Source organism: Pseudomonas sp. FG98, assembly GCF_057808595.1.
The window spans coordinates 12,154-26,662 of record NZ_JBMDIJ010000015.1 but is presented as its reverse complement, the minus strand read 5'-3'; the positions used below and the strand labels follow the sequence as shown (position 1 = coordinate 26,662).

At 63.8% G+C, this 14,509-nt stretch carries 16 protein-coding genes; all 16 read left to right on the top strand.

Annotation, left to right across the window (positions count from 1 at the left end; translation table 11 throughout):
- Window positions 1-51 precede the first annotated feature (51 nt).
- Complete coding sequence (gene fliH, locus ACODSK_RS12525; RefSeq protein ID WP_489016385.1) at window positions 52-846, top strand: flagellar assembly protein FliH; 795 nt, start codon at window positions 52-54, stop codon at window positions 844-846.
- A complete protein-coding gene (fliI, locus tag ACODSK_RS12520) occupies window positions 836-2,194 on the top strand; it encodes a flagellar protein export ATPase FliI (protein WP_489016383.1) in 1,359 nt (452 codons plus the stop codon). The genes fliH and fliI overlap by 11 nt, the downstream gene beginning before the upstream one ends.
- A gap of 6 nt (window positions 2,195-2,200) precedes the next feature.
- On the top strand, window positions 2,201-2,653 hold the full coding sequence (fliJ, locus tag ACODSK_RS12515) for a flagellar export protein FliJ (protein ID WP_489016382.1): 453 nt from the start codon (window positions 2,201-2,203) through the stop codon (window positions 2,651-2,653).
- Window positions 2,654-2,748: 95 nt separating this feature from the next.
- Entirely contained in the window at window positions 2,749-3,054 is a 306-nt protein-coding gene (locus tag ACODSK_RS12510; protein WP_489016381.1) for an STAS domain-containing protein, read from the top strand.
- A gap of 8 nt (window positions 3,055-3,062) precedes the next feature.
- Window positions 3,063-4,766, top strand: a complete 1,704-nt coding sequence (locus ACODSK_RS12505) for an ATP-binding SpoIIE family protein phosphatase (RefSeq protein ID WP_489016379.1) — start codon at window positions 3,063-3,065, stop codon at window positions 4,764-4,766.
- A gap of 27 nt (window positions 4,767-4,793) precedes the next feature.
- Window positions 4,794-5,141 carry an Hpt domain-containing protein gene (locus ACODSK_RS12500; protein WP_489016378.1) on the top strand — a complete coding sequence of 116 codons (348 nt, stop codon included), beginning with the start codon at window positions 4,794-4,796 and terminating at the stop codon, window positions 5,139-5,141.
- A gap of 96 nt (window positions 5,142-5,237) precedes the next feature.
- Window positions 5,238-6,545 carry a flagellar hook-length control protein FliK gene (locus ACODSK_RS12495; protein WP_489016377.1) on the top strand — a complete coding sequence of 436 codons (1,308 nt, stop codon included), beginning with the start codon at window positions 5,238-5,240 and terminating at the stop codon, window positions 6,543-6,545.
- Window positions 6,546-6,731: 186 nt separating this feature from the next.
- Entirely contained in the window at window positions 6,732-7,232 is a 501-nt protein-coding gene (gene fliL / locus ACODSK_RS12490; protein WP_489016375.1) for a flagellar basal body-associated protein FliL, read from the top strand.
- Window positions 7,233-7,241: 9 nt separating this feature from the next.
- Window positions 7,242-8,210 carry a flagellar motor switch protein FliM gene (fliM, locus tag ACODSK_RS12485; RefSeq protein ID WP_489016373.1) on the top strand — a complete coding sequence of 323 codons (969 nt, stop codon included), beginning with the start codon at window positions 7,242-7,244 and terminating at the stop codon, window positions 8,208-8,210.
- Between the two features lie 46 nt (window positions 8,211-8,256).
- Window positions 8,257-8,727 (top strand): flagellar motor switch protein FliN, encoded by a 471-nt coding sequence (gene fliN, locus ACODSK_RS12480; protein WP_489016371.1) that lies wholly within the window; start codon window positions 8,257-8,259, stop codon window positions 8,725-8,727.
- Window positions 8,728-9,189 carry a flagellar biosynthetic protein FliO gene (gene fliO, locus ACODSK_RS12475; RefSeq protein ID WP_489016370.1) on the top strand — a complete coding sequence of 154 codons (462 nt, stop codon included), beginning with the start codon at window positions 8,728-8,730 and terminating at the stop codon, window positions 9,187-9,189.
- Complete coding sequence (fliP, locus tag ACODSK_RS12470) at window positions 9,189-9,941, top strand: flagellar type III secretion system pore protein FliP (RefSeq protein WP_489016368.1); 753 nt, start codon at window positions 9,189-9,191, stop codon at window positions 9,939-9,941. The genes fliO and fliP overlap by 1 nt, the downstream gene beginning before the upstream one ends.
- 21 nt (window positions 9,942-9,962) lie before the next feature.
- Window positions 9,963-10,232 (top strand): flagellar biosynthesis protein FliQ, encoded by a 270-nt coding sequence (gene fliQ / locus ACODSK_RS12465; protein WP_400172261.1) that lies wholly within the window; start codon window positions 9,963-9,965, stop codon window positions 10,230-10,232.
- Between the two features lie 7 nt (window positions 10,233-10,239).
- Window positions 10,240-11,016 carry a flagellar biosynthetic protein FliR gene (gene fliR / locus ACODSK_RS12460; RefSeq protein ID WP_489016367.1) on the top strand — a complete coding sequence of 259 codons (777 nt, stop codon included), beginning with the start codon at window positions 10,240-10,242 and terminating at the stop codon, window positions 11,014-11,016.
- A gap of 2 nt (window positions 11,017-11,018) precedes the next feature.
- Window positions 11,019-12,155 (top strand): flagellar biosynthesis protein FlhB, encoded by a 1,137-nt coding sequence (gene flhB / locus ACODSK_RS12455; RefSeq protein ID WP_489016365.1) that lies wholly within the window; start codon window positions 11,019-11,021, stop codon window positions 12,153-12,155.
- A 217-nt stretch (window positions 12,156-12,372) separates the two neighbouring features.
- On the top strand, window positions 12,373-14,502 hold the full coding sequence (gene flhA / locus ACODSK_RS12450) for a flagellar biosynthesis protein FlhA (RefSeq protein WP_489016363.1): 2,130 nt from the start codon (window positions 12,373-12,375) through the stop codon (window positions 14,500-14,502).
- The last annotated feature ends 7 nt before the right edge of the window (window positions 14,503-14,509 follow it).

Here is a 14,509-nt window from a genome sequence, read left to right as displayed (position 1 = left end):
GTGGCCGGCTTGGGTTCGATCATCCGTAACCGACTTTGAGCGCATGGAATCATGTCGACCAACGAACATCTGAGTGAACTGATCCGCGCCCGCGACCTCGAGGGGTTCGACCGTTGGGCGCTGCCCAGTTTCGATCCCGAGCCGGAGCCCGAACCCGAGCCTGAACCGGAAGAAGTCGCCGAGGAGGTCGAGGAAGTCCCGCTGGAGGAAGTCCAGCCGCTGACCCTCGAAGAGCTCGAAAGCATTCGCCAGGAGGCTTACAACGAAGGTTTCGCCACCGGCGAGCGCGAAGGTTTCCACAGCACCCAGCTCAAGGTGCGCCAGGAAGCCGAGGTGGCGCTGAACGCCCGCCTGGAAAGTCTGGAACAACTGATGGAGCACCTGCTGGAGCCCATCGCCGAGCAGGATGCGCAGATCGAGAAGCACTTGGTGCACCTGGTCAATCACATTGCTCGGGAAGTCATCGGTCGCGAACTGAAAACCGACTCCAGCCAGATCACCCACGTCCTGCGTGAAGCGCTGAAGCTGCTGCCCATGGGCGCCGAGAACATCCGCATTCATTTGAACCCCCAGGATTTCGCCCTGGCCAAGGCCCTGCGGGAACGCCACGAGGAAAACTGGCGGCTGCTCGAAGACGACTCGCTGCAGCCCGGCGGCTGCTGGATCGAGACCGCCCACAGCCGTATCGACGCGACCATGGAAACCCGTATCGAGAAAGCGGTGAAGCAACTGTTCGACCAGTTGCACGACCAGGGCCTGCATCCCGCCGCACCGGACCTGCATATCGAACTGCTGGACAAGCCGAAGGTGCCAGCCGAGGCAGCGGAAACCAGCGATGCGCCTTGATCGCACCAGTTTCGCCAAGCGCCTGGGCACCTATGCCGACGCTATTCGCCTGCCGGGTCAGCCCGTCGTGGAAGGCCGCCTGCTGCGCATGGTTGGCCTGACCCTGGAGGCCGAGGGTTTGCGCGCGGCCATTGGCAGCCGCTGCAAGGTAATCAACGATGACAGCTACCACCCGGTGGAAGTCGAAGCCGAAGTCATGGGCTTCTCCGGCGGCAAGGTATTCCTGATGCCGGTGGGCAGCGTTGCCGGGATCGCCCCCGGTGCGCGGGTGGTGCCGCTGGATGACAGCGGCCGCCTGCCCATGGGCATGAGCATGCTCGGCCGGGTGCTGGACGGCGCCGGTCGTGCCCTTGACGGCAAGGGCGGGATGAAGGCCGAGGACTGGGTGCCGATGGATGGCCCGACCATCAACCCGCTGAACCGCGACCCCATCAGTCAGCCCCTGGATGTCGGTATCCGCAGCATCAACGGCCTGCTGACCGTCGGCCGCGGCCAGCGTCTTGGCCTGTTCGCCGGTACCGGTGTGGGTAAGTCGGTGTTGCTGGGGATGATGACCCGCTTCACCGAGGCCGACATCATCGTGGTCGGGCTGATCGGCGAGCGGGGCCGCGAGGTAAAGGAATTCATCGAGCATATCCTCGGCACCGAGGGGCTCAAGCGCTCGGTGGTGGTGGCCTCGCCGGCGGACGACGCGCCGTTGATGCGCTTGCGTGCGGCCATGTACTGCACGCGGATCGCCGAGTATTTCCGCGACAAGGGCAAGAACGTCCTGCTGCTGATGGACTCCCTGACCCGTTTCGCCCAGGCCCAGCGGGAAATCGCCCTGGCCATCGGCGAGCCGCCGGCGACCAAGGGCTATCCGCCGTCGGTCTTCGCCAAGCTGCCCAAGCTGGTGGAGCGCGCCGGTAATGGCGAGGCCGGCGGTGGTTCGATCACCGCCTTCTACACCGTGCTCTCCGAAGGCGACGACCAGCAGGATCCGATCGCCGACTCGGCCCGGGGTGTGCTCGACGGCCATATCGTGCTGTCGCGGCGCCTGGCGGAGGAGGGGCATTACCCGGCCATCGATATCGAGGCGTCCATCAGCCGGGTCATGCCGCAGGTGGTCACGCCGGAACAGATGACCCAGGCCCAGCAGTTCAAGCAGCTCTGGTCGCGACTGTCGCAGAGCCGTGACCTGATCAGCGTCGGTGCCTACGTGGCGGGTGGCGACAAGGAAACCGACCTGGCGATTTCGCTGCAGCCGCGACTGGTGCACTTCCTGCGCCAGGGGTTGAACGAGAATGTCAGCCAGGAGCAGAGCCGCGAACAACTGGCGGCGGTCTTCACCCCGCTGGCAGCGGGCTGATAGCCCATGGCCCAGCCCAGCCGCGCCGCCCGCCTGGCCCCGGTGGTGGAAATGGCCGAGGATGCCGAGCGCAAGGCCGCCCAGCGCCTCGGCCACTTCCAGCAGCAGGTCAACCAGGCCCAGGCCAAGCTCGCCGAACTCGACCAGTTTCGCAGCGATTACCAGCAGCAATGGATGCAGCGCGGTAGCCAAGGGGTGTCGGGCAAATGGCTGGTGGGTTTCCAGCGCTTTCTGGGTCAGCTCGACACGGCGGTAGCCCAGCAGCACCAGAGCCTGGTCTGGCATCAGAACAACCTCAACAGCGCGCGCGGTACCTGGCAGGAGGCCTATGCGCGGGTCGAGGGGCTGCGCAAGCTGGTCCAGCGCTATATCGAAGAGGCGCGCCTGCTCGAAGACAAGCGCGAGCAGAAGCTGCTCGACGAACTGTCCCAGCGCCTTCCCCGGCACGACCACTTCTAGTGGTCGAGCGCTGGTCGGCCGGCCTTGCCGGGCCGAGGACCGGCTGCTAAACCTTCTAGAGGTTCGCACTCGCCACCTTCGAAGGAAGCGCCAACATGGCTGTTGAATCCGAGTTGTCCCAGGACGGGAAAAAGCTGACGATCCGCGTCAAGGGTCGTTTCGATTTCGGCAAGCATCAGGAATTTCGCGACTCCTACGAGAAAAGACAGGCGCGCCCGGACAGCGTGGACGTCGATCTCAAGGAGGCCACCTACCTGGACAGCTCGGCCCTGGGCATGCTCCTGCTTTTGCGTGATTACGCCGGTGGCGACGACTCGCAGATCCGCGTGATCAACACCAGCGTCGACGTGCGCAAGATCCTGGCGATCTCCAATTTCGAAAACCTCTTCGATATCTCTTGAGTCGCGCCATGAGTGCTCACGATGCCCTGACGGTGCTGATCGTCGAGGACGGCGCCACCGACCGTCTGCTTCTGGCGACACTCGTGCGCAAGCAGGGGCATCGCGTACTCACTGCCGAGAACGGCAAGCTGGCCGTGGCCCTGTTCGCCGAGCAGCGTCCGCAACTGGTACTGCTGGATGCGGTGATGCCGGTGATGGACGGCTTCGAAGCGGCGCGGCAGATCAAGGCGCTGGCCGGTGAAGAGCTGGTGCCGATCATCTTTCTCACCTCGCTGACCGAGGACGCGGCGCTGGTGCGCTGCCTGGAGGCCGGCGGTGACGACTTTCTGGCCAAGCCCTACAGTCCGGTGGTGCTGGCGGCCAAGATCAAGGCCATGGATCGCCTGCGGCGCTTGCAGGCCACGGTGCTGGAGCAACGTGACCAGATTGCCCTGCACCACAATCACCTGCTCAACGAGCAGCGCGTGGCCAAGGCGGTATTCGACCAGATTGCCCACGCCGGCTGCCTCAGTGCGCCGAACATCCGCTACCTGCAATCGCCCTACGCCCTGTTCAACGGCGACCTGCTGCTGGCCGCCTTCACGCCGACCGGCGAGATGCATGTGCTGCTCGGCGATTTCACCGGTCATGGCCTACCCGCCGCGGTGGGGGCCATGCCCCTGGCCGAGGTCTTCTATGGCATGACGGCCAAGGGCTACGGCCTGGCGGAAACCCTGCGCGAGATGAATGCCAAGCTCAAGCGCATCCTGCCTGTGGATATGTTCTGCTGTGCGCTGCTGCTCAACCTGAGTTTCGAGCGGCGGGTGGTCGAGGTGTGGAATGGCGGCATGCCGGACGGCTACCTGTTGCCGGCGGCTGGCGGCGAGGCGTTGCCACTGGTCTCGCGACATCTGCCGCTGGGGGTGCTGTCCTCCGAACGCTTCGACGAGCGCACCGATGTACTGCCGCTAGCCTTGGGTGACCGCCTGTTCCTGCTGACCGATGGTGTGGTCGAGACCTGCGACGAGAACGATCAACTGTTCGGGGTCGAGCGCCTGCACCGGGTCTTCGCCGAGAATCACGATCCGGCGCACCTGTTCGAAGATGTGCTGCTGGCCCTGGAGGCCTTTCGCGGGCGTTCGCGGGATGATGTCAGCCTGCTGGAAATCACCGTGGTCGCCCCGGAGCAGGTGATGCCGCCGCCGCTGGTGTATTCCGACAGTGGCCAGTCGAGCCCGCTGGACTGGTCGTTGTCCTTCGAGTTTCGCGCCCAGACCCTCAAGCGCTTCAATCCTCTGCCCTGGTTGATGCAGGTGCTGCAAGAGGTGCACGGCCTGCGCACGCAGAGCTCAGCGCTGTACAGCGTGCTCAACGAGTTGTACTCCAATGCCCTGGAGCATGGGGTGCTGCAACTGGATTCGGCGCTCAAGCGCGATGCCCAGGGTTTCACCGCCTATTACCAGGAGCGCAACCGGCGCCTGCAGGCCCTGGACAGCGGTCATATCCGTCTCGAGCTGCGGGTGGAACCCTGGAAGGGAGGAGGGCGTCTCATTATCGATGTCGAAGACAGCGGCCGCGGCTTCGATATGAGTAAATTGCACGGAGCGCCTACCGTCGAGCAGCGCCTGAGCGGGCGTGGGCTGAACCTGGTACGCCGCTTGAGCCGCCACGCCGAATGGAGCGATGGCGGACGCCGGGCACGCGTGGAGTTTGCCTGGGACGCTCTGGCATAATCCCAGCCTTGATCAAGGAGTGAACAAGTGTCCGATACTCATGTTGACCGCAAGGTATTGAGTGACCTTCAGGATGTCATGGAAGAAGGCTATATCAATCTGCTGGAAACCTTCCTCGAGGATTCCGAGGCGCGCCTGCGCCATCTTTGCTCCGCGCGCAGCGCCGAAGCGCTGGGCCTGGAGGCGCACAGTTTCAAGGGTAGTGCCAGCAATATGGGCGCCCATCAACTGGCCGAACTGTGCCGGCAGCTGGAAGAGCGGATCAACAAGCATGCCCTGTACGACGTCGAGCATCTGATCCATCAGATATGCCGTGAATTCCTCGAGGTTCGCCAGGTCTTTCGCGATGAGTGCAAGCGTGTGAAAGTCAGCTGACAGCGCTGGCGGTTTGAGCTTCGAGGAAAACTGGCGCGACTTTTGCGTAGGCTTCGCTATTCGTGATGACGAGCTTCTGTAGCGGAGACCTTTTTCATGCCCGTCGCATCAAACCCATTGCTGCAATCCAGCGTCGCAGCCAAGAGCGCGCGGAACCAGAACAGCACCCTGGACAAAGCCACCCAGGCCCTCAACGACAAGGGTTCGGACTTTTCCCAGGTCTATGCGCAGCAGTCTCGCGACCAGGTCGGCAACAAGGCCGACGCGCCTGTGCGAGAGCGTGACGGAGTCGACAAATCGGCGGCAAACAGCGGCAAGCCCGACGGCCCCGGGCACGGCAAGATTGCCGATAGTGGCAACAAATTGCCTGACGACCGCGATGTGCCGGCCAAGGCAGAAGCGCAGGCTGATGATGGCAGCGACGTCGCCGAGGCAGACCCGCAGTCCTCGCTGGATTCCAACCTGGTTGCGGGTCAATTGACCGACGCTCCACAGGGTGCGCAGTTGCTCCAGGCCCAGGCCGAAGCCGTGGCCCCGGTGATCCAGGCTGCCAGCCAGCAGGCCCAGTTGGCCGCTGCGCCGCCGGTAACGGAAGAGCCCTTCGATCCGGACAGCGACGCCCTCGACGACCTGCCGGTGCTGCGCCTGGCCCTGGAGCAGAACGCCCAGGCCCAAGGCACTACCTCCGCCCATGCCAGCAAGACACCGGGTCAGGAAACTGCCCAGTCCCAGCAACCAGCTGTCAATACACTGGCGCAGATGCTGCAGCCGGCCGATGCCGATGCCGGCCAGACCGAAAGCGGCGACAAGGCCTTTGCTGGCCTGATCGACGACGGCCTCAAGGACCTCAAGGGCGCCAGCAGCGACACCCGGGTCGACGATTTCGCCAACCGTCTGGCCAGCCTGACCCAGGCGGCCACGCCGAAGACCGCCAATGCCGTGGCGCCCGCGCCGCTGCACCAGCCCCTGGCGATGAACCAGAACGGCTGGACCGAGGGCCTGGTCAACCGGGTCATGTACCTGTCCAGCCAGAACCTCAAGTCCGCCGATATCCAGTTGGAGCCCAAGGAGCTCGGGCGTCTCGACATCAAGGTGAACATGGCGGTCGACCAGGCCACCCAGATCACCTTCGCCAGTGGCCACGCCGGGGTTCGCGATGCGCTTGAAGGCCAGGTGCACCGCCTGCGCGAGCTGTTCAGCCAGCAGGGCCTGGCCCAGCCTGACGTGAACGTCGCCGACCAGTCGCGCCAGCAGCAGAGCGGCAACCAGGATGACTCGCCGAAGATGAGCGGCGTGGCTGCCCGGCGCAATGCCGAAGGTGCCGACACCGAGGTGGCTGCCGCCAGTGCACCGGTAGAGCAGCAGACCGTCATCGGCTCCAGCACCGTCGACTACGTGGTCTGACTTCTTGCACCAACCCTGTGGGAGCTGGCTTGCCAGCGATGGCAGTAGTGAATTCACCATCGCAATCGCTGGCAAGCCAGCTCCCACAGGGTGCGTGTCGCCTCTCTGGTCCGCGAAACTGGCATAACACTTGCTCGCCCACACGCCATAGTGGAACAAACCTCCTGTGAGTGACGGATTATTGGCATGGCGAAGAGCGAAGCAGTCAAAGACCCCGCCGTTAAAGGCAAACTCAAACTGATCCTGCTACTGGTCCTGGCGCTGCTGCTGGCGATCGGCCTGTCCGTGGGTGCGACCTGGTTCTTCCTGCACAAGTCCGAGAGCAAGGCGCAAGCCGAGCCAGCCGCCGCTGCGGCCAACGTCAAGCAGGCGGCCATCTACGAATCCATGTCGCCTGCCTTCGTGGTCAACTTCAACCAGAACGGCCGTCAGCGCTACATGCAGGTGAGCATCACCATGCAGGCGCGCGACCAGGCTGCGCTGGACGCCCTGAAAGTGCACATGCCGGTGATCCGCAACAACCTGGTCATGCTCTTCTCCGGGCAGGCCTTCGAATCGCTGGCAACCCCGGTCGGCCAGGAAATGCTCCGGCAGAAGGCCACCGCCAGCGTTCAGGAAGTGGCGCAGAAGGAAGTCGGCAAACTGGTCGTCGACCAGTTGCTGTTCACCAATTTCGTATTGCAGTAGGAGCCGAAGATGGCCGTGCAGGACCTGCTGTCCCAGGATGAGATCGATGCCCTTCTGCACGGCGTCGACGATGGCCTGGTGCAAACCGAATCCAGCTCCGATCCCGGCAGCGTCAAGAGCTATGACCTGACCAGCCAGGACCGTATCGTCCGTGGTCGCATGCCGACCCTGGAAATGATCAACGAGCGCTTTGCCCGCTATACCCGCGTCAGCATGTTCAACCTGCTGCGGCGCTCCGCCGACGTGGCGGTGGGCGGCGTGCAGGTGATGAAGTTCGGCGAATACGTGCACTCGCTGTATGTGCCGACCAGCCTCAACCTGGTCAAGATCAAGCCGCTGCGTGGCACCTCCCTGTTCATCCTCGACGCCAAGCTGGTGTTCAAGCTGGTGGACAACTTCTTCGGTGGTGACGGCCGTCACGCCAAGATCGAGGGGCGCGAGTTCACTCCGACCGAGCTGCGCGTGGTGCGCATGGTTCTTGACCAGTGCTTCGTCGACCTCAAGGAAGCCTGGCAGGCCATCATGCCGGTCAACTTCGAGTACATAAACTCCGAGGTCAACCCGGCCATGGCCAACATTGTCGGGCCGAGCGAGGCGGTGGTGGTCTCGACCTTCCATATCGAACTCGATGGCGGCGGTGGCGACCTGCACGTGACCATGCCGTACTCGATGATCGAGCCGGTGCGGGAAATGCTCGATGCCGGTTTCCAGTCCGACCTGGACGACCAGGACGAGCGCTGGGTCAAGGCCCTGCGCGAGGACGTGCTGGACGTCAGCGTCCCTCTGAGCGCCACCGTGGCCCGCCGCCAGTTGAAGCTGCGCGACATCCTTCACATGCAGCCAGGCGACGTGATCCCCGTGGAATTGCCGGAAGACCTGATCGTGCGCGCCAACGGCGTGCCGTCGTTCAAGGCCAGCCTGGGGTCGCACAAAGGCACCCTGGCCCTGCAGATCAAGGCGCCGATCGAGCGGCGCTGATCGCCCGACCCCTCATTAACCGATTTGATTGCTTGTCGAGGACAAGATGGCTAACGAAAACGACATTACTTCGATGGAAGAGCAGGCCCTGGCCGATGAGTGGGCGGCTGCCCTGAGCGAAAGCGGCGATGGCGGCCAGGCCGATATCGACGCGCTGATGGCCGGCGACAGTGGCGCTTCCGGCGGCGGTGCCAACCGTCTGCCGATGGAAGAGTTCGGCAGCTCGCCGCGTCCGAACGAGCAGGTCAGCCTGGAAGGCCCGAACCTGGACGTGATCCTGGACATCCCGGTGAACATCTCCATGGAAGTGGGCAGTACCGAAATCAGCATCCGCAACCTGCTGCAGCTCAACCAGGGCTCGGTGATCGAGCTCGACCGCCTGGCCGGCGAGCCGCTGGACGTACTGGTCAACGGCACGCTGATCGCCCATGGCGAAGTGGTGGTGGTCAACGAGAAGTTCGGCATCCGCCTGACCGACGTGATCAGCCCGAGCGAACGTATCAAGAAGCTGCGCTGAGTGAAGCGTCTTCTTTCCCTGCTGGCCGCGGCCGCCTGTTTCTGCTGGCTGCCCCTGGGCCTGGCGGCGCAGGTCGGCGCCACGCCCGCGGCGACCGCAGTAGCGCCAGCGACCTCCGGTAGCGTCGCCGGCCAGTTGACCCAGCTGGTTCTTGGCCTGTTGCTGGTGCTGGGGCTGATCTTCTTTCTCGCCTGGCTGCTGCGTCGGGTGCAGAACGCCGCGCCCAATGCCAACCAGGTGATCCAGGTGGTCGGCAGCCGCCAGGTCGGCCCGCGTGATCGCCTGCTGCTGGTCCAGGTGGGCGACGAGCAGGTCCTGGTCGGGCATACCCCGGGCAGTCTTACCACCCTGCATGTCATGGCCAGGCCCGTCGAAGCGCCTGCCAGCACCCGCCCGGCCACGCCGGAATTCGCCCAGCGCCTGATGGAGCTGCTGGGCAAGGACCAGAAGGACAAGCCGTGATGGCTGCATTGCGAACGATATTGACGCTGCTGTTGCTGCTCGCGGCGCCGATGGCGCTGGCCGCCGATCCGTTGTCTATCCCGGCCATCACCCTGTCCAACGGCACGGACGGCCAGCAGGAATACTCGGTCAGCCTGCAGATCCTGCTGATCATGACCGCGCTGAGCTTCATCCCGGCGTTCGTCATCCTGATGACCAGCTTCACCCGGATCATCATCGTCTTCTCCATCCTGCGCCAGGCCCTCGGCCTGCAGCAGACGCCGTCGAACCAGATCCTCATCGGTCTGGCCCTGTTCCTGACCATGTTCATCATGGCGCCGGTGTTCGACCGGGTGAACAAGGACGCCCTGCAGCCTTACCTCGCCGAGACCCTGACCGCGCCCCAGGCGCTGGACAAGGCCCAGGTGCCGCTGAAGGACTTCATGCTGGCGCAGACCCGGCAGAGCGACCTCGACCTGTTCATGCGCCTGTCCAAGCGCACCGACATCGCCGGTCCCGACCAGGTGCCGCTGACCATCCTGGTCCCGGCCTTCGTCACCTCCGAGCTGAAGACCGCCTTCCAGATCGGCTTCATGATCTTCATCCCGTTCCTGATCATCGACCTGGTGGTCGCCAGTGTGCTGATGGCCATGGGCATGATGATGCTGTCGCCGCTGATCATTTCCCTGCCGTTCAAGATCATGCTGTTCGTCCTGGTGGATGGCTGGGCCTTGATCATCGGCACGCTCGCCGGCAGTTTCGGCGGCGTCTAGCGACCGCCGGAGGAGTACGACATGACACCCGAAGTCGCGGTAGACCTGTTTCGCGATGCGCTGTGGCTGACCACCCTGATGGTCGCGGTGCTGGTGGTGCCGAGCCTGCTGGTCGGCCTGCTGGTGGCGATGTTCCAGGCCGCCACCCAGATCAACGAACAGACCCTGAGCTTCCTGCCGCGCCTGCTGGTGATGCTGGTCACCCTGATCGTCGCCGGGCCGTGGCTGGTGCAGAAGTTCATGGAGTACATCCTGTCGTTGTACGGCAGCATCCCGCAGCTGATCGGCTGAGGGCGCCATGCTCGAACTGACCGACACGCAGATCTCCACGTGGGTGGCCAGCTTCATGCTGCCGCTGTTTCGCGTGGCGGCGGTGCTGATGACCATGCCGGTGTTCGGTACCTCGCTGCTGCCGCAACGGATTCGCCTGTATTTCGCCGTGGCCATCACCGTGGTCATCGTTCCGGCCCTGCCGCCGATGCCACCGGTGCAGGCGCTGGACATGAGCGCCATGCTGCTGATCGGCGAACAGATCATCATCGGCGCGTTGTTCGGTTTGTCCCTGCAACTGTTTTTCCAGGCCTTCGTCATCGCCGGGCAGATCGTCGCGATCCAGATGGGTCTCGCCTTCGCCTCCATGGTCGACCCGGCCAACGGCGTCAACACCACGGTGATCAGCCAGTTCCTGACCATGCTGGTGACCCTGCTGTTCCTCTCGATGAACGGTCACCTGGTGGTGTTCGAGGTGCTGACCGAAAGCTTCACCACGCTGCCGGTGGGCGGCGGGTTGATGGTCAACCACTTCTGGGAACTGGTCGGGCGCATGGGCTGGGTGCTCGGTGCCTCGCTGCTGCTGGTGTTGCCGGTGATCACCTCGCTGCTGGTGATCAACATCGCCTTTGGCGTGATGACCCGGGCGGCGCCACAATTGAACATCTTCGCCATCGGTTTCCCGCTGACCCTGGTGATCGGCATGGGCCTGTTCTGGATCGGTCTGGCGGACATCCTTTCCCACTACCAGTCGTTGGCGTCCGAGGCGCTGCAATGGCTGCGTGAACTGGCACGGGCGCGCTGAGCATGGCAGAGAGCGAAAGCGGTCAGGACAAGACAGAAGACCCCACCGAGAAACGCAAGAACGACGCCCGGGAAAAAGGCGAGATCGCCCGTTCCAAGGAGCTCAACACCGTTGCGGTGATGCTCGCTGGTGCTGGCGGGCTGCTGGCGTTTGGCGGCTATCTGGCCGGGGCGCTGATGGAGATCATGCGCAGCAACTTCAGCCTGCCGCGGGAAGTGCTGATGGACGAGCGCTACATGGGCATCTTCCTGCTCAGCTCCGGCAAGCTGGCCATCCTTGCCACCCAGCCGGTGTTGCTGGTGCTGTTGCTGGCGGCGCTGATCGGTCCGGTGGCGCTGGGTGGCTGGCTGTTCGCCACGGGCACCCTGGCGCCGAAATTCAGCCGGATGAACCCGCTGGCCGGGATCAAGCGCATGTTCTCCATGCATTCGGTGGCCGAGTTGCTCAAGGCCATCGCCAAGTTCTTCGTGATCCTGCTGGTGGCGCTGGCGGTGCTCTCGGCCGACCGCAACGACCTGCTGGCGATTGCCAACGAGCCGCTGGACCAGGCGATCATCCACAGTGTCCAGGTGGTGGGCTGGAGCGCCATGTGGATGGCTTGCGGACTCTTGCTGATCGCTGCGGTGGACGTGCCGATCCAGCTCTGGCAGGCCAAGCAGAAGCTGATGATGACCAAGCAGGAAGTGCGCGACGAATACAAGGACACAGAGGGCAAGCCCGAGGTCAAGCAGCGCATCCGCCAGGTCCAGCGCGAGATCTCGCAGCGGCGCATGATGGCCGCGGTGCCCGAGGCCGACGTGATCATCACCAACCCGACCCACTATGCCGTGGCGCTCAAATACGACCCGGAGAAGGGCTCGGCACCGCTGTTGCTGGCCAAGGGCACCGACTTCATCGCCCTGAAGATCCGCGAGATCGCCGTGCAGCATAATATCCAGCTGCTGGAGTCGCCGGCGCTGGCGCGCTCGATCTACTACTCCACCGAGCTGGAGGAGGAGATCCCCGCCGGGCTGTACCTGGCCGTGGCCCAGGTGCTGGCCTATGTCTACCAGATCCGCCAGTACCAGGCCGGCAAGGGCAAGGCGCCGGAACCGCTCAAGGACCTGCCGATTCCGCCGGATCTGCGCCGGGATTCCTGATTTTTCCTGCGCTCTCAAGGTCCTCATCGCTGGCAAGCCAGCTCCCACAGGTACAGCGCCGCTCTGGAGAGCAGTGGTAAACCTGTGGGAGCTGGCTTGCCAGCGATAGCGTACCCAGGCCCACCCAATCCTTCATTTGGAAAGTTGGAAAGCTTCTTGCAAAGAGCAGCGCCAAGCGCCCTTGCGGCGTCAAAGTTTTGCTTGAAGAGGAAGACCGGTGGATCGCTCTCAGTTAATCAACAGCGCGCGCAGCAACCTTGGCAGCCTGGGTCGCGGCAATATCGGGGTACCGGTACTGCTGCTGATCATGCTGGCCATGATGATGCTGCCGATCCCGCCGTTCCTGCTGGACGTGTTCTTCACCTTCAACATCGCCCTGTCCATCGTGGTCCTGCTGGTCTGCGTGTACGCCCTGCGGCCCCTGGATTTCGCCGCGTTCCCGACCATCCTGCTGGTGGCGACCCTGTTGCGCCTGGCGCTGAACGTCGCGTCGACGCGGGTGGTCCTGCTCCACGGTCATGATGGTCACGGCGCCGCCGGTAAGGTGATCCAGGCCTTCGGTGACGTGGTCATCGGCGGCAACTATGTGGTCGGTATCGTCGTCTTCGCCATCCTGATGATCATCAACTTCGTGGTGGTGACCAAGGGTGCCGGGCGGATCTCCGAGGTGAGCGCGCGCTTCACCCTCGACGCCATGCCCGGTAAGCAGATGGCCATCGACGCCGACCTCAACGCCGGTTTGATCAACCAGGACCAGGCCAAGGCCCGCCGTGCCGAAGTGGCCCAGGAAGCCGAGTTCTACGGCTCCATGGACGGTGCCAGCAAGTTCGTGCGCGGCGACGCCATCGCCGGCCTGCTGATCCTGTTCATCAACCTGATCGGCGGCATGGCCATCGGTATGGTCCAGCACGGCATGACCTTCGGCGATGCCGGTCGGGTCTACGCCTTGCTGACCATCGGTGACGGTTTGGTGGCGCAGTTGCCATCCCTGCTGCTGTCCACCGCCGCCGCGATCATGGTGACCCGTGCCTCCGGCTCTGAAGACATGGGCAAGCAGATCAACCGGCAGATGTTCGACTCGCCGAAGGCGCTGGCGGTATCCGCTGCGCTGATGATCGTCATGGGCCTGGTGCCCGGCATGCCGCATATCGCCTTCATCAGCCTCGGCCTGCTGGCCGGTGGCGGCGCCTACCTGGTGTGGAAGAAGCAGAACCAGGTCAAGGTCAAGGCCGCCCAGGAGTTGCAGCGCCAGCAGGACCTGCTGCCATCGCCGCAGCGCAGCGCCGAGACCAAGGAGCTGGGCTGGGATGATGTCACCCCGATCGACATGATCGGCCTGGAAGTGGGCTACCGCCTGATTCCGCTGGTCGACCGCAACCAGGGTGGGCAGTTGCTGGCGCGGATCAAGGGGGTGCGCAAGAAGCTCTCCCAGGATCTCGGCTTCCTCATGCCCACCGTGCATATCCGCGACAACCTCGACCTGGCGCCAAGCACCTACCGCCTGACCCTCATGGGGGTGATCCTGGCCGAGGCGGAAATCTTCCCCGAGCGGGAAATGGCCATCAACCCGGGCCAGGTGTTCGGCACCCTCAGCGGCATTTCCGCGCGCGACCCGGCCTTCGGCCTGGAGGCGGTGTGGATCGACGTCGGTCAGCGCAGCCAGGCGCAGTCCCTGGGCTATACGGTGGTCGATGCCAGTACCGTGGTCGCTACCCACCTCAACCAGATTCTCTACAAGCACTGCCATGAGCTGATCGGCCATGAAGAGGTTCAGCAACTGCTGGCGGTGCTGGCCAAGGGCTCGCCGAAACTGGCCGAGGAAATCGTCCCCGGTGTGCTGTCGCTGTCCGGCTTGCTCAAGGTGCTCCAGGCCCTGTTGGCGGAACAGGTTCCCGTCAGGGATATCCGTAGCATCGCCGAAGCGATCGCCAACAATGCGAGCAAGAGTCAAGATACCGCCGCACTGGTCGCCGCAGTCCGCGTCGGATTGTGTCGCGCTATCGTGCAAAGCATTGTCGGCACTGAGTCCGAGCTGCCTGTGATCACCCTTGAGCCAAGGTTGGAACAGATCTTGCTCAATAGTCTGCAAAGGGCCGGGCAAGGTCAGGAAGATGGTGTTCTTCTTGAGCCGAGCATGGCTGAAAAGCTTCAGCGTTCGCTGATCGAGGCTGCCCAGCGTCAGGAGATGCAAGGTCAGCCGGCCATCCTGCTGGTAGCGGGACCGATCCGGCAGATGCTCTCGCGTTTCGGTCGCCTGGCCGTACCGAATTTGCATGTTTTGGCGTATCAGGAAATACCTGACAACAAGCAAGTCACCATCGTTGCCACAGTGGGCCCCAACGGCTGAGGTAGTG